The organism is Bacillus sp. 5w2 (assembly GCF_054353775.1).
The window spans coordinates 543,569-562,321 of the sequence record NZ_JBTIWT010000001.1 but is presented as its reverse complement, the minus strand read 5'-3'; the positions used below and the strand labels follow the sequence as shown (position 1 = coordinate 562,321).

Genomic DNA, 18,753 nt, shown 5'->3' with positions numbered 1-18,753 from the left:
ATATAGAATACAAATAAAGGAGATTAGTATGGGAGTGTATTGGGGGACAAAAAGACATTCTTGGCTTAGCTATGTCTCATTTTGGCTAAGTATTTCATTTTTTATTGTTTTTCTAATTGAAGTGTTTATTTTAAAAACACTTTCGAATAATTCGGTGCAAATTGTTAAATATTTTTATTTTATATTTGTACCAGTAAACATCTTACTTAGTTTAAAGTTACTCTTTAAGAAGAATGAAAAGAAAGCATTGCCTATTTTTAGTTTCATTGTCTCATTATTATTTACAATTTTAATACTAGTATTAGCGTTAGCAGCTACTGGGAAATTCTTTTAAGAAGAGTGATATAAGTCACTCTTCTTTTTTTTGTTTTTGCAAGCAAATAATAAGTGGAGGATGGATAAAAAATGCATTTACTTAAGTGTGATATTACTTGAAAGCTATAGAAGAGTATTAAGAAATGAAATAGGAGATAATTCACACAGTAATGAAGAGAATCAGTTATTTTATATGCATCTAAGAAGCAAATGAATACGGTAAGAACGGTGATATATGGTACAATACATATGGATAGTGATAGAGATAAAGGGTATATAAAATACTCATCGTTTTTAGTAAGAGAGGGGTTATCTTATGCTATACGAGGATTTGATGACATTATTTCAAGCAGCTCCGAAAGAAGAAAGTAGAGGCGGCTGGAAATATATAATCCAGGAACAAAATGATAAATATGAAATTGTTGATGAAATGTTGAAAAATCAAATGAATGTTGAATTGTATTTTAATGAATATGATGAGGTGAAAATCACTTTATATAAAGATGGAATGCCTATTTCTACTGTGCAAAGAATTGCGATTTCAAAAGTTGAATTAGACGAAGATGAAGAAGGGATTCAATTCGTTTTAGAACGCATGCCTAGTCGGATGATTCGGTTGCAATTAAAGCCATATTTGGCATTGGAAATGGGGCCGTACTGGGAAGTTTGTGATGATTGTGAATGAATATAAAAGAAGCATCCAATAATATGGATGCTTCTTTTATGTTTTTTGAAGTTGTTTAAAAGCAATAATCGGAAGTAAAATGATGCTGACCCATCCGATTATAGGATATAAAATGTGGAGGAGTTCACTATAACCAACGTAACTAAAGCAATAACTAATTAGTAAAATGAAGAAAATAATATTGTTATTTTTCCATCCAGTAATTGATTGCATTTGTTTTGTCATTCCGAACACATTGCCAACTAAAGTTGTGAACACTTCACCGAAAATGATAAGGACAAAGAAAAAGTGAAAAGTTGCATTGAATTTTCTTATCACTTCAGCCATTGGGATATTATATTGATAAAATTGATCTACTGATAAGATAGCTAAATGACTGCATAATAAAATTAAAGAAAGTCCTGCACCACCTAAAATACCACCCCATAAAATGGCCTTTCGATCTTTTACTTCACTGGCTAACGGGACGAGAACGCTTTGGGCGAGAGAAAGATTTAAGGCGACATATGTAATAGGACTAGTAATCCACTTCATACTCCAGCTTTCTGCAGGAATAGTGTTACTAATAGGAGTTGTGCTGTGAAAAAAAGTTGTAATAGCAAGTCCGATAATAAAAATCATCATAATAGGTACGACAAGTGTATTAACTTCAAAAACCCCTTGTAATCCGCGGCTACCTATAATGAGACAGGCGATTACTGTAATGAAAATACCAAGTTGTCTTGGTAAACGAAGCTGCTCTTCAAATACCGCCCCAGCTCCTGATAACATAACGCTCGTTACACCAAATAATACAAGTAATAATAGTGTATTTACAACATTTCCAAATACATCTCCAAATAAATATTTGTTAAATTCTTGCGCTGAAAATGCACCGATTTGTGATGAAAGTAACATCATCTTTGTGCCAAGCCAAATAAAAAAAAATCCACTTACACATATGCCGATTGTTCCATATAATCCGTTCACTGTAAAAAATTCAACAATTTCTCGTCCAGTAGCAAATCCAGCTCCAACGACTGTTCCAATATAAGTAGCAGCGACTTTCTTTGCTACTTGCCACTGTTGATTGTCCATGTTATCCCTCTTTCTACTACGATGAGCTTGATTTACTATTATGCATATGTATGAGCTTGGACAATTAGACGTATGAAGTGTTTGAAAATATACATGAATTAAAAGATATTAGGGAAGTATTAAAGGTGTTAAAACTTTGCTACATATGAGCCGATCGTTCGAAAGGATAGGGAATGTATGGTAAAATGTAATTAGATTATTAAAAGATAATCATTACAAAATGATAAGAGGAGTGGATTGTATGAGTACGAAAACAAATGTTGTTGAAGTATTAAACAAGCAGGTAGCAAACTGGAATGTGTTATATGTGAAACTACATAATTATCACTGGTATGTGACAGGACCACACTTCTTTACATTACATGAGAAATTTGAAGAGTTTTATAATGAAGCTGGAACAAATATTGATGAATTAGCCGAACGTATTTTAGCATTGGAAGGTAAGCCACTAGCGACAATGAAAGAATATCTTGCTACTTCTAGTGTTAGTGAAGGGACAAGCAAGGAATCTGCAGAAGAAATGGTGCAAACATTAGTAAATGATTATTCTGCACTTATTCAAGAATTAAAAGAAGGTATGGAAGTTGCGGGTGAAGCTGGCGATGAAACATCAGCGGACATGTTGTTAGCAATTCATACAACATTAGAACAACACGTATGGATGTTAAGTGCGTTCTTAAAATAAATATTAGTTTATAAAGAATAAAGTCATTGAAAAATTCTTTCAATGACTTTTTTTGTAATTTTTCAGTTTTCTTTTATGCTATAATATAGTAAAAAGGAGGCGATGCGATGTTTCGCTTTTTCAGAACTGGAAAAGAAGAGCGTGAAATTACGAAAGATGAATTAGAACAATCGATGGCTAAGTTTCTAGAAACGAATGCTAATATCGTTTATACGGTATTAGTAAATGATGATTATACAGTAAATTATGATTTGTTAAAGCCGTATTTACCTGCATTTCCAACAAATAGTTTTCTTATTACGAAGGAAACGCTTGAGGTATTTGAACATACAGAAGAAAATCTAAACCTAGTTAAAGAAATTGATATCGTACAAAAAGCAGTAGATCAATACGTAACAGAAAAAGAAATGTTTCCAATTGTTGAAGGTAGTGAAGAGCGTCTTATATGCGGGATGAAATTAGGACCGTATTTAAATCGTATATTAAAAAGAGACTTATATATTTCAGAAAAACATTATTTAGTTTCAAGTAAACCAGACAGAAAAAAACAAAAGAGTGGGTAGATGTATTGAAAACAACAATAAATATATTGTTGTCTTTTTTTGTTTATTAAAATATTGATTTTTCAGTCTATTCAACTGTATACTAAGCTCATTGGACAAAGAGAAGTAATGGTTAAGTATCGTTTTAAGAATAAAGTATTGTTAGCGTGAGATGTATACAGTGATTACAGTATGGTATAAAGGTTTGAGAAATAAATATTATACAAGGTTATGGGGGAATGGGTGTATGAAAAATAGTATGACTTACATTCAATTATTAAATGAAACGTTACATTGTTATGCAAATAAAGGAAGTTTGGAAGCGTTCACTTATATAATGGAGCATGCTAATGGTGTAGTGGGGAATAAAGCACAAATATATAATTTTAAATATGCGCTAGCGAGTGCAGCGGGGCTTGAAGAAGAAGCGTTACAGTTAATGAAGGAAGCTATTATAGACAATGGATTTTGGTACGGAAATGAGTATTTAATTTCGGACGATGATTTAACACCACTACATAAATTTGAAGAGTTTCATAAAATGGTTCAATTATGTAAAGAAAGAGAAGAATTAGCAAAGAAAACAGAACGAGCAGACGTGAAATTTATAGATGGTAAGAAAAAAGAAAAACTATTTATTGCAATGCACGGAGATCAAGAAAATATAGCAATAGTAGAACCATATTGGAAATCTGTTTTGGATCAAGATTATACGTTAGCTTTACCACAGTCTTCGCAAATTCAGTTTTCAGATGGGTTTGTTTGGGATGATATACATAGAGGGAAAGAAGAATTAAAAGAGCATTACGTTACGTTTATAGAAAATCATACAGTAGAAAGGGTAATAATTGGTGGTTTTTCTGCTGGTGCCAGAGTAGCTTTGTATACAATTTTACAAAAAGATTTAGATGTAGATGGTTTTATTTTTATGGCGCCGTGGCTTCCAGGGATTGAAGAATGGAGTGAATTGTTGGAAGTGCTACAAGATAAAAAAATAAAGGGATATATAGTGTGCGGGGATCAAGATGAAGATTGTTTCGAAAGTACGCAGCAATTTGTACAATTATTAAGAGATAAAAATATAGAACATGAGTATAAAGTTGTGCCGAAATTAAATCACGATTATCCTGAGAATTTTGAAGTATTATTAGAAGAAGCTATTAAATATATAGACGGCAAAAGTAATAAGTAGTAAGAAAGGGAGATCCATCATAATTGATGGATCTCCCTTTTATCATTATAAATGAAAAGCATTTGCTAGTAAGCGATAAGAATTTAATTTATCTTCAAATCGATGAGTAATTGTGACAATCATAAATTCATCAGTATTGTACGCTTTGCTTAAGTTTACGATTTTTTCTTTCACAGAAGATGGATCACCGACGATCATACGTTGACGATTTTCTTTTATACGGAATAAATCATAAGCGCTGTATGAATAATTTTGTGCAGTTTCGATAGAAGGAGTACCAGTTGTGCGCTTTCCTTGCTCTAGTAATAAGATTGATAAATCTAAACTAGAAGCAATTTTTTCCGCCTCTTCATTTGTTTCTCCGCAAATAACAAAAATAGCGACGATTGATTTTGGTTTGTCTCCTAAATAGGAAGGCTGGAATTGTTCTTGATAAGCTTCCATTACTTCGGTACCGCCGTATCCGTTAATGAACTGTGCGAATGCAAAAGAAGTACCTTGTTTTGCGGCAATCATTGCACTCTCTCCACTAGAACCAAGCATCCACATCTCGGGAGATGTTGGAATTACAGGAGTAGCTTTTAAATTTGCATAATGATGATTTTCTGGTATTTGATCATGTAAGTACATTGCAACATCTGCAATTTGTTCTGGATATTGATCAAGGGAGACCATTTTGCCCTCCTGTAGTGCTCGAGTAGCTATTGGCATTCCACCAGGTGCTCTGCCGACACCAAGGTCAATACGATTTGGATAAAGTGCTTCTAAAACACGGAAATTCTCAGCAACTTTATACGGGCTATAGTGAGGTAACATAACACCACCCGAACCAACTCTCATACGCTCCGTTTTTGCTGCAATATGAGAAATAAGTATTTCTGGACTTGAACCAGCAAGGCTTACAGAATTGTGATGCTCTGATACCCAAAAGCGTGTATATCCGAGTTTTTCAACTTCTTGTGCAAGCGTAACTGTATGTGAAAAAGCTTGGGCTGCTGTACTACCATCTGAAATAGGGGATTGGTCTAATACACTTAATTTGATCATAGAATATACCTCTCAATCTTAATGTACATCCTATTATATATTTACTTACGAAAAATGCGTAATAAAATGCTCAAAATAAAAAGTGGATAAACCACCTATCCACTTTTAACGAGGAAAGCCTCGTTCATAATGATTCATTTCGACTAAATTTAATATATATTCGTAGTTATCAATCTCAAGTTTTAGTTGTTCACGCTCTTTTTTAGATAGTTGTTTACTACTAAGTTTGTTGCATAGTTGTTGTTTCTTTCCTTCTAAATACTTCTTTGTAGCGTTGTAGTCGTAAGTTTGTTTCATTTTCAACCACTCCTTCTTTACCGTTGCTATATTATACGTAGCGTGATGAGGTGTGAAAGCTAACTCTTATGTACTTTTAGTGAATATTCCACTTGCTATGTTGTTATGTTTATAGGAATTTATGAATAAAATGCACTAAACCACTAATGCCCATTTTATGAAGTAAGGGGTGGAATTGTGCAGAAAGATATAATGTATAACACTGAGATGGATGAAGTGTTGAAAGTTATAAATAAAGGGTTAAAGAAGACGACTCGTCCGAAGCGAATTATTGTAGTAGGGGCTGGTATGGCTGGATTAGTTTCGGCATCTTTATTAAAGGCTGCAGGACATGATGTGAAAATTTTTGAAGCAAATAACCGGGTAGGTGGCCGCATAGAGACGGTTAGAATGGAAGATACCGGATTGTATTTAGATGTTGGGGCAATGAGAATTCCGTATTCGCACACATTAACGATGGCATATATAAGAAAATTTGGGTTACAGGTGAGCCCATTTATTAATAGGAATGATACGGATATTATTTATGTAAATAGCCGAAAAACGACGTTACAACAATATGAAAAAGATCCAAGTATTTTAAAATATCCTGTGGAAATGAATGAAGTTGGGAAAACGTCTGAGGAGCTATTATTGTTAGCGGTACAGCCCATTATAAATTTTATAAAAAAGAACCCTGAGAAAAATTGGGATGTTGTAGTAAAGGATTTTGGGAGGTACTCTACAGGACAATTTTTAAAGTATCATCCTTATCAATATAATACTTATTTCTCGCCAGTAACAATTGAGATGATCGGTGTTCTTTTAGACTTAGAAGGTTTTTTGGAAAGGTCGTTTGTTGAAACGTTACGCTTTTTATATATTATGCAAGAAGAGAGTGGATTTTGTGAAATAGTAGGCGGGAATGATAGATTACCAAAGTCTTTTTTACCACAATTAGAAGAAAATATTATATATAATCAAAAATTAATGAAGCTACATCAACACGATAACGGTGTGACAGCTTTCTATCGGAACGAGGAAACTTTTGAATATAGTAGCATTACAGGGGAATTAGTTATTATTACAATTCCATTTTCGACAATGCGCTTTGTGGAAGTAGACCCATTTGATTCGATATCTCATGACAAATGGAAAGCAATTCGTGAATTGCATTATATGCCGGCGACGAAAATAGGAATTCAATTTAAAAGCCGATTTTGGGAAGAACAAGGGCAATTAGGTGGGAGAATTATAACGGATCTTCCTATACGTTATGCATATTATCCAAGTCATGGAATTGGAGAGAAGGGACCGGCTATGATGCTAGGAAGCTATACATGGTCTTACGATGCGTTGTTATGGGATGGATTATCAAAAGGTGATCGTATCTATTACACACTACAGAATTTAGCGACAATATTAGGCGGTCAAGTATATGATGAGTTCATGTCTGGCATATCAAAAAGTTGGACATTGGATCCATATGCACTTGGAGGGTTTGCGCTATTTCAGGCAGGACAAGAATCAGAACTACAACCAGCCATTATAAAACCAGAGGTGGGACTATACTTTGCTGGAGATCATACAACGTTATATCACGGATGGATACAGGGAGCAATTGAATCCGGAGTTCGTGTTGCTGTAGAGGTAAATGGTTAAAATGTGTAAAATTCGGAAATTTCTTTACTGTATAACTTGAGATGGATATTATTATATATAAAAGAAATATAGGGAGTGGTGAGAGTGAATCCGTTATTATTCGATTTTCCTTCTGAGTTTTATACTGAAAGGCTATTTATTCGAATGCCGAAACCAGGTGACGGTAAAGTTGTATACGATGCAATTCAAGCTTCTATGCAAGAATTAAGACCGTGGATGGTTTTTGCACAAAAAGAGCAAACAGAGGAAGAAGTAGAAGTGAGCATTAGAAAATCGCATATTCAATTTTTGCAGCGTGAGGATTTAAGATTACTAGTTTTTTCGAAAGAAACCGGTGGATTTATTGCATCAGCTGGATTGCATCGTATTAATTGGGATATACCTCAATTTGAAATTGGGTATTGGATTGATTCAAGGTTTAGTGGAAAGGGCTATATGGTAGAGGCTGCAAAGGGTATAACGGATTATGCTTTTTCTGAGCTGAAAGCAAACCGCGTAGAAATTCGATGTGATTCTTTAAATAAGAAGAGTAGAGCGATACCTGAGAAATTAGGCTTTAAGTTAGAAGGTACATTAGAAAGTGCGAGTGTAGCGGTAGATGGAAATGGATTAAGGGATATGTGTGTATTTGCCATGACTAGAAATACATATGAAAAAGAAGAGCTGTAAAGCAACAGCTCTTCTTTTTGTGTATTATGGTACAGGATGTCCATTAGAGCTTTCGAAAATTGTAAACCATTGTTGACGATCTAAATTAACTTTTGTAGCAAGAACGGCTGTTTTAACACGATCTAATTTACCAGATCCAACGATTGGCATCATGTTAGCTGGATGAGCAAGCAGCCAAGCATACATAACTGTATCGATGCTAGTAACACCTAGTTCAGTAGCAACCTTCTGTAAAGTTTCACGTACACGTACGGCACGTTCTGATTGACCAGTAAAGATTTCTCCGCCAGCAAGAGGCGACCATATCATAGGATTGATTCGTTTTTCTTGGCATAAATCAATTGTCCCTTTTTCAAAATGCTCAAGCTGCATCGCAGATACTTCAATTTGATTTGTAATGAGCGGGAAATCCAAATAGGAATTTAGCATATTAAACTGTGACGGTAAAAAGTTAGATACACCGAAGTGACGGACTTTTCCTTCTTGCTTTAAGCGTGAGAACGCTTCTGCTACTTCATTTGGATCCATAAATGGATCAGGGCGATGGATGAGCAATACATCAATATAATCTGTATGTAAGTTTTGTAATGAGTCTTCCGCGCTTTTTATTATATGTTCAGCACTTGTATTGTAGTGCGCAACATATCGCTCTGGAAATTTTGGTGATGGGGGAGCGATTCCACATTTTGTGATGATTTGCATGTTTTCACGTAAGGAAGGCTTTAATTGTAATGCCTCTCCGAACAGTCCTTCACACGTATAACCGCCATAAATATCAGCGTGATCGAAAGTAGTAATCCCCATATCCATGCATTCTTCAATAAAAGAAAGTAATTCTTGTTTCGTCATATTCCATTCTGCTAAACGCCAAAAACCTTGAATAATACGAGAAAATTCTAGCTTTTCGGCCATTTGAACTCGTTCCATTATAAGTGCCCCCTTGATGAATGAGTAATGTTTTGAAAAGGCTTTCTTGCTACATATTATTATATAGTTTCAGTGTCGTACATACAATAAATATGTTTTGCTACAAAAACGATTTTCTCTATATGCTATAATGTAGAAACATATAGCTATAAGGAGATGTAGGGAATGATTCCAGTAACAATATTAACTGGTTTTCTTGGATCAGGGAAAACGACATTATTAAATCGTATTTTATCAGAGAATCACGGTCAGAAATTAGCAGTGATTGTAAATGAAATAGGGCAAATTGGTATTGATAATCAACTGATTATGAATGTCGAAGAAGAGATTATGGAGATGACGAACGGTTGTTTATGTTGTACTGTACGGGAAGATTTACTTGTTGCTTTAAAACAATTATTGGACGTAAAAGCAGAAGGGGAAATGGATTTTGATGGATTAGTAATTGAAACGACTGGTCTTGCAAATCCAGGTCCGATTATTCAAACATTCTTTTTAGATCCTGTGATTCAATCTGCATACCAAATTAACGGTGTTGTAACAGTAGTAGATAGTTACCATATACATAAACATTTTGAAAAAGGACTAGAAGCAAAGGAACAAATTGCATTTGCTGATGTCGTTTTAGTAAATAAATTAGATTTAGTGGATGAAAGTGAAAAGGAAAATCTATTGCAGGAACTGCAAGGTATTAACCCAACTGCAAAGTTAATCGAGGCGACTAACTGTGATGTAGATATTCCATCGTTACTACAAATTCAAACGTTTAAAACGAAAGATACGTTACAAATTTATCCTCATAAAGAGCATAATCATCTAGAAGGCGTAAAGTCGTTTGTACTACGCGAAGAGCGACCGTTAGATTTACAAAAACTAAATGAGTGGATGTCAGCTGTCGTTCAAGAGCTAGGGGAGTATTTATATCGCTACAAAGGAATTTTATCGATTGATGGAGTAGATAAACGTATCGTTTTCCAAGGTGTACATACACTGTTTGCTGCATCATATGATAGAGAGTGGCAAGAGGGCGAAGAACGAGTAAGTGAAGTTGTGTTTATCGGAAAAGATATTAATAAAGAATGGTTCCAAGAACATTTTGAAGAGTGTGTGAAATAAGCCTGCGTATATTGCAGGCTTATTTGTTTACTAAAATTGGAATTTGTAGTAAAGTATTCTAAAAATACTAAACATTTAGTATTTTATTAGGGTAGGGGGATAAAAGGTGCGTTTAATGATTCTTGGATTGCTTACTAAAAGGGAGTCGCTATCTGGTTATGAAATACAGCAGGCTCTACATATGGTGCAAAGTAGTAAATGGGCAGAGGTGTTCCCGGCTTCTATTTATCACGCGTTAAAAAAAATGACAAATGAGGAATTAATTCAAGTAAAAGCAATTGAAATGACTGGTAGACGTTCAAAAACGATATATTGTATTACAGAAAAGGGAAGTCAAGAATTTAAAAGACTATTAAAGGAGTCGTTTCAAAAGTCATCAGTTGTGTTTCCGAAACATTTATATACAGCATTAACTTTTCTTTCAGAAGAAAAGGGTATGAGAGAAGAGATTTTAGAAGCTTTAGATGAACAAAAAAGAGAAATATTAGCTACTTATGAAGAAATGAGGGAAGGAGAAAGACTGAAAGATCATGCACCAGAGTATGTGAAACTTATTTTCGAAAATATGTATGAACAATGTGAGATGCAACTTCGATTTATTCATAAGTTAGAAAAACTATTAAAAAAATAAAAATATGGTGGGAAGAATATGAAAATTGATCATCTTGTTGTAAATGTAAATAAAGAGATACAAGAAAATAAGGAAATGATAAAAAACGTACATTCTATCGGACTTCCATATGCTCCGAAATGGGGAAAGGGAACGAAAGGCTTTAAAGTATCTAACGTATGGATTGGAAAAGAATATTTAGAATTAGTAAGAGTAAAAACAAAAGATGGTGGTGGCTGGGTACAAGAGTGGGTTCAGAAATATTATGCTGGCCATCGAGGGTTAATCGGACTAGCGATTGATGTTGAAAATATAGATAAAGTGTATGAAAAAATGATAGAAGGTGGAATTGAAATTACAAAACCAGAACCATTACAATATAAGTGGTTTTTTAATTTGTTTAAGAAAACTATGCCGTGGAAAAATGCATACATACAGCCTATGAAGGGGATGCCGTTTCAATTCTTTCTACAACAAATGGATGATCAAAAGAGCAGAGAATATATGGAGAAATATATGTATCCCAATAGTGTGGAACAGGGCATTTTAGGAATAATTGCGGTAAAGCTATATGGAGAAATAACAAAAGAAGATAGAGAAATAATTAGTTGTCTATTTTCAGATGTTACAAATGAGGGAGGTGAAATAATAATCCATTTAAACAATCAAGTAATTCATTTAATTCAATCGAATGAGCATTTTACAGAGGTAATACTAGATTGTAAAAGCGAAGCAAATAGGGAGAAGAAATTAGATATAGAAAATGTGACATTGATAAATAAATAATAAAAAGCCTGTTTTCACAGGCTTGTATGTTCATCTAATAGTAACTCCATTACAACACCTACAACTGGGCCTTCGTCATCAATATCGCCATTTAAGCGGAAGCCAAATGACTCGTATAGTCCCATTGCGAGTTTGTTTTCTGGATGTAAACTTAAATAAATTATTTTACATTCAAATTTATCTAGTAAAAATTGAATGAGTATGCGAAGGAAACGTTTTGCGTATCCTTTTCCTTGATATTGTTGGTCAATCATAAATCGATCTAACCATACGCTTTTACGTTTTTCCCAATACCATCCATACATTGCATACCCTACAAGTGTTTCTCCATCATATAAACCTACTGACGTTCCGTTTCCTTCATATAATGATTCTGCTAAAGAAAACGCATTGCTTTCAATAAATTGCTGCTGGTCTTTCGCGACGTTTAAGGCAGCTACTGAACGCCAATTTTTTGCTGTTACTTCACAAATGTGAAGAGCCATAATTCCAACTCACCTTCTAAATTAATATAGCCTAAAAGCTAATATGGATAATTTTACTTGTTATTTCGGTCAAGTCAAGTAAGAACAAACAAAAAAGAAGCTGAATGGTCAGCTTCTTTTAAAAATTTGATTAGTTCGTAGCTTCTTTCAATGTGTTTACGTTTTCTTCCATTAAAGTGAAGTAATCTTTATTGCTCTTCGCATCATCTTCAGAAATAGTAGCAAGATGATTTAAGCGTAAAACTTTTGTACCCGTTTCTTTTTGAATAACGGATGCGACTTTTGGCGTAGAGAATGTTTCAAATAAAATATATTTTAGATTATGTTCTTTTACTGTTTTTGTAATGTCAGCAAGTTGTTTTTGAGATGGTTCATCAGAAGCTGAAATACCAGCGATAGGGATTTGTTTTAAGCCATAGCGCTGTTCCCAGTATCCATAAGCGGCGTGAGAAACTAAAATTTCTTTCGTTTTCGCATTTGCTACAGCTGCTTTAAATTGATCATCTAAATCAGTGAATTTCGTTTGAAGTGCTGCGAAGTTTTTTTCGAACTCTTGTTTATGGTCAGGTTGTAACTCTACAAGTGCATTTTTAATTTTTTCTGCCTGTTTCATTGCTAGAGTAGGGTCTAACCAAATGTGTGGGTCTTTATCGTGATGATGTTCGTCCTCTTTATGGCCGTCTCCGTGATCATGATGCTCTTCTTCAGTAGAAGTACGCAGTTCGATACCTTTTGATGCATTTACAATTTTAACATTTTCTTTTTGTAATGCTTTTTCCATTTTTTCAGCAAATGGTTCTAATTCAGCGCCGTTGTAAACGAATAAATCGGCTTTTGCAACTTGTACTGTTTGTTTTTGACTTGGTTCAAATGTATGAGAATCGGCACCAGGTGGGTAAATCGCTTCAACAGTTACATAGTCGCCACCAATTTTTTTTGCGAAATCTGCAAGAGGAAAAATAGTTGTATAAACAGTTAGCTTTCCGTCTTTCTTGGCATTACCTTCTTTTTTATTTGAGCAGCCAGTAAAAATTAAAGTGAAAATAAGTAAGAATGAAAATATAGTCAATCTTTTAGGCATGAAGTTCTCCTCTTTTCTTTTTTTACGGATATATTTTCCCCAATTATAGAAGAAAAATATCATTTTAATACAAAACGGAATAATTACGTTTTAGTTTGCGAACTTAGTATAATACATCTTTTATAAAGTTGCAATAAATAATAATCATTCCGATTTGATTTTGTAATAAAGTTGTCAAATATAGATGTGTTATTTTTGCGAATACATGCATATGTGACAACGCCGTGTTCATATATATGAAAGGAGGGTGTAGGGGGGGATGAGTGTTTGGGTTACTTAATGGAATCTATATTCTTGATATTAGCGGTAGTATTGCCATTATCATTTGTTTTAATTTTTTTAAGAAGATTAATAAGTAATTTAGGAGACGCATCAACAGTAACAAAATTACGTGAGAAAGATGAGAAAAAAGAGTGAGTAAAGCACTATGCGTACGCATAGTGCTTTACTTGTGGTAAAATGAGAGAAGGAAACTCCTAAAAGTTGTATTTTACTGAAGGAGAGAAAAGTAAAATAAGAGGTATATGCATATATGAATAAGCGAACAGCGTTAGTACTTGGTGCAAGTGGTTTAGTTGGACAAGAGATAACGCGTCTATTACTTGAATCAGATTACTACGATTCGGTTACTATTTTTGTAAGAGAACCAATGCAATGGCAACATGAAAAGTTACAGCAAAAGCAAATAGATTTTTCGATGCTAGAGGAATATAAAGAGTTTTTTGCTGTAGATGACGTATTTAGTTGTCTAGGAACAACAATCAAAAAAGCAAAAACAAAGGTGAATTTCAAAAAAGTAGATTATGAATATACGTTACGAGCTGCTTGTTTAGCTGAGAAACAAGGGGTGCAAAACTTCCTTGTTGTGTCCTCAATGGGAGCAAATCCTAAATCGTTTTTCTTTTATTCACAAGTCAAAGGGAAAATGGAAGAGGAATTACAAAAGTTAGTCATTGGTGGTATTCACATCTTTAGGCCATCTTTATTAGTAGGGAATCGACAAGAATTTCGTTTCGGTGAACGAATGGCTGAAAAGTTATCTCGTATTATTCCTTTTATATTTAAAGGGGCTTTCAAAAAGTATAAACCTATTTCAGCTAAAGATGTGGCGAAAGGAATGTATATAACTGCATTGCGAGAAGAATCGGGTATCCATATTTATAATTCAAATGAAATTACAACGATAGAATAAATAAAACCGAGAAGAATGACTTCTCGGTTTTATTTATTTGTAATGATTTTCCCCGGTGCTCTCTTGTATTGATACGGTTCTTGTAACTCAAAGCCAAGTTCATTGGCGGCTATTCTTGGAAAGTATGGATTGCGAAGTAACTCACGTCCGATAAAAATTAAATCTGCTTCATTATTATTTAAAATTTGTTCTGCTTGAGACCCAGTCGTAATCAATCCAACTGCACCAGTTGCAATGTTAGCATGCTCTTTAATACGTTTAGCGTATTGTACTTGATACCCGGGATATACATCGATGTGTGCCGGTACAACAGCTCCAGAACTACAATCGATTAAATCTACCCCTTGTTCTTTCATCCATTTTGTATACTGAACGTAATCTTGAACTGTTAACCCATTAGGATGATAATCATTTGCTGAAATTCGAACAAATAACGGTCCGTTCCAAACTTCATTTATCGAGTCAATGATTTCACGTAAGAAACGATAGCGATTTTCAGATGAGCCCCCATATTCATCAGTTCGTTTATTAGAAAGTGGAGAAAGAAATTCATTTATAAGATAACCGTGGGCACCATGTATTTCAATAACATCAAATCCAGCTTGTTTAGATCGTATTGCAGCCTTCTGAAAAGCTAATATGGTATTTTTTATTTGCTGAATACTCATTTCTAATGGTATTTTCATAGTTTCATTAAACGGAATTGCTGATGGAGCAAAAGCACTTGTTTCTAATTCAGCTTTTCTTCCGGCGTGAGCGAGTTGAATGGCTGCTTTTGCACCGTTATCATGTATAAAACTTGTCGTTTTATGTAAGCCTTCAATTAGACAGTCATCCCAAATACCTAAGTCTTTATTAGAAATTCGCCCTTCAGGTAACACGGCTGTTGCTTCAATCATTACTAAACCAACTTGACCGGCAGCTCTTGTTCCATAATGAATGAGATGGAAATTCGTTACTTGGCCATCCTCATTCTCTGATGAATACATGCACATAGGTGACATAACGATACGGTTTTTTAGCGTAACGTCCTTAATTGTATAAGGTGAAAAAAGTTTGGAATTCATCAAAAAGCCTCCTTGATTGAATTTTCTTACATTGTAGCATTCTCTTTTTTATTTCTCTAATAAAACGCTTATACGAAAAATTTTGTCTATTCGTGTTACAATAACTAATATGAATTGAATTGGAGGATGACATATGTACCAGGCTTATTATGAAAGTGAATTAGGCTTGCTGGAAATTACAGCGAATGATAATGGAATTACGTCTGTTATATTTGTTGATGAGAGAAAAGAAGAACATAAAAATGAAATGATAGATCAATGTATAAATGAGCTAGATGAATATTTTAAGGGGAAAAGAAAAGAGTTCACGGTCCCGCTGTCTGCTGAGGGAACATCATTTCAAAAGAATGTATGGGATGCGCTCTATACTATTCCTTATGGCGTAAGTGCTTCATATTTAGATATTGCAGAGAAGGTCGGAAATACGAAAGCTGTACGTGCGATAGGAGGAGCAAATAGTCGTAATCCGATTTCAATTATCGTTCCGTGTCATCGTGTAATAGGGAAAAGCGGGAAGCTTGTTGGATATGCGGGTGGTTTATGGAGGAAAGAGTGGTTATTAAAACACGAAGGTATTTTGAAATGACGTATGGATGGGAAGAGGGATTGTTTTGAACTGTATAAATTGTGGGCAACTTTGCGATGGAAATCAGTTGAATTGTGAAAGTTGCCAGCGGACTTTGCATAATGAACAAGGCGATGGAAGCTCGTTAATCGACAAAGAGTTAGAAGTATATGTAGGGAGACAATATCCGTATTACAAAAGGAAATGGGAGCTTGAGGATAAACGGATTGCTAGGTGGAGCTGGAATGGTTGGGCTGCTATTTTCAATGTGGGTTGGCTTGGATATCGTAAGTACTATTTACCTGCAGCTTTATTTTTACTGTTATTAGTAGCGTGTGATGCATTTTCTTATTATATGGGCTTCAACGTAGCATTACCAATCATTAATATGGTGCCTCTTACGTTTCTGTTACTCATTTTTATTCTGTTTGGGATGGGGATTTTTGCAAATGGATTATATTATCAATTTGCAGAAAGACGTATATATCGAATAAAAGCACGGGGAATTCAAGATGCATCGGTTGAAAACTATCTCATTCGTGATAGTGGTGGAACGAGTAAAGTAGGAGCGACAATCGTTACGATTTTAGCGATTGCTAGTATTTTTTTCAGCCATTTCTTTTTCCCGACTGATCGAGATATTATTCAAAAAGTTCGTACAAGCTCGCTTTATGAATATCCGTTCTTTTCCATTGGTGAATCGTTTGAAAGTTACTTTAGAAATCCAGGTTGGGTATATTATCGTGGAACGGAAGGATTAGAATTGGTAGAATTCGAAGGATATAGTCCTGATATGCCAAGGAAAAAGGTGACAATCCAATTTGTTGTTGATTATAAATTAGGTGAGATTGAGCCGTACTCACTTATGATTAATGGAGAATCTAAAAATGAGGAAGAATTTTTGAAGATAATGGACGAAATATTTAAAGTTCAAAACCCATTTGATATAGAGGATGGATTACAAGTAAAAGAAAAAGAAGTGGATAGAAGGGCTCTCTATCCACTTCTTTTTTTAGTGTACAAAAATAGTATTTGAAATAATCTGAATCTTTTGTATAATAATATATATTATACTGGCTTTCATTTATACATATAGATTGGGGGAAGGAAGAATGAAGAGAAAGGTAACAACGATTGCTGCAGTTGCATTATCGACTAGTGTATTAGTTGCAGGTTGCGGAAATGGGGAGAAGGCATCTACAACGAAGAAAGAAGCAGGTAAGGGAGCAGCAGATAAGCAAGTATTAAACTTACTAGAAACAGCAGAAATCCCTTCAATGGATACATCAAAATCAACAGACTCTGTATCATTCCGTGCCTTTGTAAATGCAATGGAAGGGTTATATCGTTTAGATAAGGATAATAAACCAACACCAGGCATGGCAAAAGATGTGAAGATTAGTGAAGATAAAAAGACATATACATTTGAATTACGTGATGCGAAATGGTCAAATGGTGATCCAGTTCGAGCACAAGATTTTGTATATGCATGGCAACGTACATTAGATAAAGCAATAGCGGCAGAATATGCATTTATTTTATTTGATGTGAAAAATGCACAGAAAGTAAATAAAGGAGAATTACCATCAGATCAATTGGGTGTTAAAGCGAAGGATGATAAAACGTTGGTAGTAGAATTAGAGCAACCAGCACCTTATTTTCTTGAACTTACGTCATTCCCTACATTTTTCCCATTAAATGAAAAATATGTGAAAGAGCAAGGGGATAAATATGCATTAGAAGCAGATAAACTATTATATAATGGACCATTTACGATGAGTGAATGGAAACATGAACGAAGTTATCAGTTAAAGAAAAACCCTAATTATTGGGATAAAGATACTGTGAAGTTAGAAGAAATTAATGTAAATATTGTGAAGGAAACGAGCACGGGAGTAAACTTATATGATAGTGATCAAGCGGACCGTGTTATTTTAAGTTCTGAATTTGTTGATAAGTATAAAAAGAATAAGCCGGATGAATTTAAAACGAAGTTAGATCCACGTATGTATTTCTTACGTTTTAACCAGAAAAATGCAACGTTTAAAAATCAAAAAGTTCGTGAAGCGATTGATCTGGCATACGATAAAAAAGGAATTGCAAATGTTATTTTAAATGACGGATCATTACCAGCATATTTCTTAGTACCTGAGAAATTTACGACAGGACCAGATGGGAAAGATTTCCGTACTGTAAATAAAAATTTCCGTGACAGCAAAGATAATGCTGAAAAAGCAAAAAAATTATGGGAAGAAGCGAAGAAAGAGCTTGGCCAAGATACAATTACAGTAGAATTTCTAAATGATGATAACGGTAGCCGTAAAAAAGTGGGTGACTTTATTAAAGAAGAGTTAGAGAAAAATTTACCTGGTATTAAAGTGAATTTGAAACAACAACCATATAAGCAAAAGCTAGAGTTAGAAAAGAAATTTGAATATGAATTCTCATTATCTGCATGGAGTCCGGACTATCCAGATCCAATGACTTATATTGATATGTTTGTTACTGGAAGCTCATTTAATGAAATGGATTATTCTAATCCGAAGTATGATGATTTAGTAGCGAAATCAAAAGGAGAGCTATTAAAAGATGATAAAGCACGCTGGAATGCCCTTGCAGAAGCTGAAAAAATCTTAATTGGTCAAGATGCTGCCATTTCTCCTACGTACCAACAAAGTACGGCTTACTTAGAGAAGCCATACGTAAAAGGTATTGCGAATCATACGTTTGGTGGGGACTTCAGTTATAAATGGGCATATATTACAAAGAAATAG

22 protein-coding genes are annotated in these 18,753 nt (G+C 34.4%); 15 read left to right on the top strand and 7 right to left on the bottom strand.

Annotation, left to right across the window (positions count from 1 at the left end; all coding sequences use genetic code 11):
* The first annotated feature begins 28 nt into the window (after positions 1–28).
* Positions 29–334 carry a hypothetical protein gene (locus ACXY7N_RS02935; RefSeq protein WP_016088254.1) on the top strand — a complete coding sequence of 102 codons (306 nt, stop codon included), beginning with the start codon at positions 29–31 and terminating at the stop codon, positions 332–334.
* 297 nt (positions 335–631) lie between these two features.
* Positions 632–1,000: a DUF3979 family protein gene (locus tag ACXY7N_RS02930; RefSeq protein ID WP_016088253.1), complete on the top strand. Its 369-nt coding sequence runs from the start codon at positions 632–634 to the stop codon at positions 998–1,000.
* 36 nt (positions 1,001–1,036) lie between these two features.
* Here ACXY7N_RS02930 and ACXY7N_RS02925 read toward each other — a convergent pair whose 3' ends face one another.
* On the bottom strand, positions 1,037–2,077 hold the full coding sequence (locus tag ACXY7N_RS02925) for a YkvI family membrane protein (protein ID WP_016088252.1): 1,041 nt from the start codon (positions 2,075–2,077) through the stop codon (positions 1,037–1,039).
* A gap of 241 nt (positions 2,078–2,318) precedes the next feature.
* Between ACXY7N_RS02925 and ACXY7N_RS02920 the strand changes: the two genes are divergently transcribed.
* The 3 genes from ACXY7N_RS02920 (at position 2,319) to ACXY7N_RS02910 (ending at position 4,496) form a co-directional block, all read left to right on the top strand.
* Positions 2,319–2,762 carry a Dps family protein gene (locus ACXY7N_RS02920; protein ID WP_000105195.1) on the top strand — a complete coding sequence of 148 codons (444 nt, stop codon included), beginning with the start codon at positions 2,319–2,321 and terminating at the stop codon, positions 2,760–2,762.
* A 107-nt stretch (positions 2,763–2,869) separates the two neighbouring features.
* The gene (locus ACXY7N_RS02915) at positions 2,870–3,325 is read left to right on the top strand and encodes a DUF3939 domain-containing protein (protein ID WP_016088251.1); all 456 of its coding nucleotides are present in this window, start codon (positions 2,870–2,872) and stop codon (positions 3,323–3,325) included.
* Positions 3,326–3,551: 226 nt separating this feature from the next.
* Complete coding sequence (locus tag ACXY7N_RS02910; RefSeq protein ID WP_088083621.1) at positions 3,552–4,496, top strand: alpha/beta hydrolase; 945 nt, start codon at positions 3,552–3,554, stop codon at positions 4,494–4,496.
* 45 nt (positions 4,497–4,541) lie between these two features.
* Here ACXY7N_RS02910 and ACXY7N_RS02905 read toward each other — a convergent pair whose 3' ends face one another.
* Positions 4,542–5,543, bottom strand: coding sequence for an LLM class flavin-dependent oxidoreductase (locus ACXY7N_RS02905; protein ID WP_016088249.1), 1,002 nt, complete (start codon positions 5,541–5,543; stop codon positions 4,542–4,544).
* Positions 5,544–5,648: 105 nt separating this feature from the next.
* The gene (locus ACXY7N_RS02900; RefSeq protein WP_000815502.1) at positions 5,649–5,840 is read right to left on the bottom strand and encodes a DUF3896 family protein; all 192 of its coding nucleotides are present in this window, start codon (positions 5,838–5,840) and stop codon (positions 5,649–5,651) included.
* A 177-nt stretch (positions 5,841–6,017) separates the two neighbouring features.
* Between ACXY7N_RS02900 and ACXY7N_RS02895 the strand changes: the two genes are divergently transcribed.
* Together ACXY7N_RS02895 and ACXY7N_RS02890 are read left to right on the top strand one after the other, a co-directional pair.
* Positions 6,018–7,481 (top strand): flavin monoamine oxidase family protein, encoded by a 1,464-nt coding sequence (locus ACXY7N_RS02895; RefSeq protein ID WP_098986769.1) that lies wholly within the window; start codon positions 6,018–6,020, stop codon positions 7,479–7,481.
* A gap of 84 nt (positions 7,482–7,565) precedes the next feature.
* On the top strand, positions 7,566–8,150 hold the full coding sequence (locus ACXY7N_RS02890) for a GNAT family N-acetyltransferase (RefSeq protein WP_088083622.1): 585 nt from the start codon (positions 7,566–7,568) through the stop codon (positions 8,148–8,150).
* A 24-nt stretch (positions 8,151–8,174) separates the two neighbouring features.
* Here the strand turns inward: ACXY7N_RS02890 and ACXY7N_RS02885 are convergent, their stop codons facing one another.
* Complete coding sequence (locus tag ACXY7N_RS02885) at positions 8,175–9,077, bottom strand: aldo/keto reductase (RefSeq protein WP_488592267.1); 903 nt, start codon at positions 9,075–9,077, stop codon at positions 8,175–8,177.
* 165 nt (positions 9,078–9,242) lie between these two features.
* On the opposite strand from ACXY7N_RS02885, the gene ACXY7N_RS02880 reads away from it, so the two are divergent.
* The 3 genes from ACXY7N_RS02880 (at position 9,243) to ACXY7N_RS02870 (ending at position 11,589) form a co-directional block, all read left to right on the top strand.
* Positions 9,243–10,193: a CobW family GTP-binding protein gene (locus ACXY7N_RS02880; protein ID WP_488592266.1), complete on the top strand. Its 951-nt coding sequence runs from the start codon at positions 9,243–9,245 to the stop codon at positions 10,191–10,193.
* A 106-nt stretch (positions 10,194–10,299) separates the two neighbouring features.
* Complete coding sequence (locus ACXY7N_RS02875; RefSeq protein ID WP_016088244.1) at positions 10,300–10,824, top strand: PadR family transcriptional regulator; 525 nt, start codon at positions 10,300–10,302, stop codon at positions 10,822–10,824.
* An 18-nt stretch (positions 10,825–10,842) separates the two neighbouring features.
* The gene (locus ACXY7N_RS02870) at positions 10,843–11,589 is read left to right on the top strand and encodes a VOC family protein (protein ID WP_016088243.1); all 747 of its coding nucleotides are present in this window, start codon (positions 10,843–10,845) and stop codon (positions 11,587–11,589) included.
* Between the two features lie 14 nt (positions 11,590–11,603).
* On the opposite strand, the gene ACXY7N_RS02865 is transcribed toward ACXY7N_RS02870, so the two are convergent.
* Together ACXY7N_RS02865 and ACXY7N_RS02860 are read right to left on the bottom strand one after the other, a co-directional pair.
* On the bottom strand, positions 11,604–12,074 hold the full coding sequence (locus ACXY7N_RS02865; RefSeq protein WP_488592265.1) for a GNAT family N-acetyltransferase: 471 nt from the start codon (positions 12,072–12,074) through the stop codon (positions 11,604–11,606).
* Positions 12,075–12,204: 130 nt separating this feature from the next.
* A complete protein-coding gene (locus ACXY7N_RS02860; protein WP_016088241.1) occupies positions 12,205–13,155 on the bottom strand; it encodes a metal ABC transporter substrate-binding protein in 951 nt (316 codons plus the stop codon).
* Between the two features lie 267 nt (positions 13,156–13,422).
* On the opposite strand from ACXY7N_RS02860, the gene ACXY7N_RS02855 reads away from it, so the two are divergent.
* On the top strand, positions 13,423–13,572 hold the full coding sequence (locus tag ACXY7N_RS02855; protein WP_016088240.1) for a hypothetical protein: 150 nt from the start codon (positions 13,423–13,425) through the stop codon (positions 13,570–13,572).
* Between the two features lie 115 nt (positions 13,573–13,687).
* Positions 13,688–14,347 carry an oxidoreductase gene (locus ACXY7N_RS02850; protein ID WP_016088239.1) on the top strand — a complete coding sequence of 220 codons (660 nt, stop codon included), beginning with the start codon at positions 13,688–13,690 and terminating at the stop codon, positions 14,345–14,347.
* A 29-nt stretch (positions 14,348–14,376) separates the two neighbouring features.
* Here the strand turns inward: ACXY7N_RS02850 and namA are convergent, their stop codons facing one another.
* On the bottom strand, positions 14,377–15,414 hold the full coding sequence (gene namA, locus ACXY7N_RS02845; protein WP_016088238.1) for an NADPH dehydrogenase NamA: 1,038 nt from the start codon (positions 15,412–15,414) through the stop codon (positions 14,377–14,379).
* Positions 15,415–15,547: 133 nt separating this feature from the next.
* Here namA and ACXY7N_RS02840 point away from each other — a divergent pair, with 133 nt between their 5' ends.
* The 3 genes from ACXY7N_RS02840 (at position 15,548) to ACXY7N_RS02830 (ending at position 18,753) form a co-directional block, all read left to right on the top strand.
* Complete coding sequence (locus tag ACXY7N_RS02840; protein WP_016088237.1) at positions 15,548–16,000, top strand: methylated-DNA--[protein]-cysteine S-methyltransferase; 453 nt, start codon at positions 15,548–15,550, stop codon at positions 15,998–16,000.
* Between the two features lie 7 nt (positions 16,001–16,007).
* On the top strand, positions 16,008–17,015 hold the full coding sequence (locus tag ACXY7N_RS02835) for a DUF2628 domain-containing protein (protein WP_080118010.1): 1,008 nt from the start codon (positions 16,008–16,010) through the stop codon (positions 17,013–17,015).
* A 76-nt stretch (positions 17,016–17,091) separates the two neighbouring features.
* Positions 17,092–18,753 carry a peptide ABC transporter substrate-binding protein gene (locus ACXY7N_RS02830; RefSeq protein WP_016088235.1) on the top strand — a complete coding sequence of 554 codons (1,662 nt, stop codon included), beginning with the start codon at positions 17,092–17,094 and terminating at the stop codon, positions 18,751–18,753.

Excerpts from the sequence above, each read along its gene's own strand:
- ACXY7N_RS02840 (WP_016088237.1), top strand. The coding sequence starts at position 15,548 with ATGTACCAGGCTTATTATGAAAGTGAATTAGGCTTGCTGGAAATTACA.
- ACXY7N_RS02865 (WP_488592265.1), bottom strand. The coding sequence starts at position 12,074 with ATGGCTCTTCACATTTGTGAAGTAACAGCAAAAAATTGGCGTTCAGTA.
- ACXY7N_RS02835 (WP_080118010.1), top strand. The coding sequence starts at position 16,008 with ATGGGAAGAGGGATTGTTTTGAACTGTATAAATTGTGGGCAACTTTGC.
- ACXY7N_RS02880 (WP_488592266.1), top strand. The coding sequence starts at position 9,243 with ATGATTCCAGTAACAATATTAACTGGTTTTCTTGGATCAGGGAAAACG.
- ACXY7N_RS02920 (WP_000105195.1), top strand. The coding sequence starts at position 2,319 with ATGAGTACGAAAACAAATGTTGTTGAAGTATTAAACAAGCAGGTAGCA.
- ACXY7N_RS02930 (WP_016088253.1), top strand. The coding sequence starts at position 632 with ATGCTATACGAGGATTTGATGACATTATTTCAAGCAGCTCCGAAAGAA.
- ACXY7N_RS02830 (WP_016088235.1), top strand. The coding sequence starts at position 17,092 with ATGAAGAGAAAGGTAACAACGATTGCTGCAGTTGCATTATCGACTAGT.
- namA (WP_016088238.1), bottom strand. The coding sequence starts at position 15,414 with ATGAATTCCAAACTTTTTTCACCTTATACAATTAAGGACGTTACGCTA.
- ACXY7N_RS02860 (WP_016088241.1), bottom strand. The coding sequence starts at position 13,155 with ATGCCTAAAAGATTGACTATATTTTCATTCTTACTTATTTTCACTTTA.
- ACXY7N_RS02850 (WP_016088239.1), top strand. The coding sequence starts at position 13,688 with ATGAATAAGCGAACAGCGTTAGTACTTGGTGCAAGTGGTTTAGTTGGA.
- ACXY7N_RS02910 (WP_088083621.1), top strand. The coding sequence starts at position 3,552 with ATGAAAAATAGTATGACTTACATTCAATTATTAAATGAAACGTTACAT.
- ACXY7N_RS02935 (WP_016088254.1), top strand. The coding sequence starts at position 29 with ATGGGAGTGTATTGGGGGACAAAAAGACATTCTTGGCTTAGCTATGTC.
- ACXY7N_RS02900 (WP_000815502.1), bottom strand. The coding sequence starts at position 5,840 with ATGAAACAAACTTACGACTACAACGCTACAAAGAAGTATTTAGAAGGA.
- ACXY7N_RS02870 (WP_016088243.1), top strand. The coding sequence starts at position 10,843 with ATGAAAATTGATCATCTTGTTGTAAATGTAAATAAAGAGATACAAGAA.
- ACXY7N_RS02905 (WP_016088249.1), bottom strand. The coding sequence starts at position 5,543 with ATGATCAAATTAAGTGTATTAGACCAATCCCCTATTTCAGATGGTAGT.
- ACXY7N_RS02885 (WP_488592267.1), bottom strand. The coding sequence starts at position 9,077 with ATGGAACGAGTTCAAATGGCCGAAAAGCTAGAATTTTCTCGTATTATT.
- ACXY7N_RS02925 (WP_016088252.1), bottom strand. The coding sequence starts at position 2,077 with ATGGACAATCAACAGTGGCAAGTAGCAAAGAAAGTCGCTGCTACTTAT.
- ACXY7N_RS02915 (WP_016088251.1), top strand. The coding sequence starts at position 2,870 with ATGTTTCGCTTTTTCAGAACTGGAAAAGAAGAGCGTGAAATTACGAAA.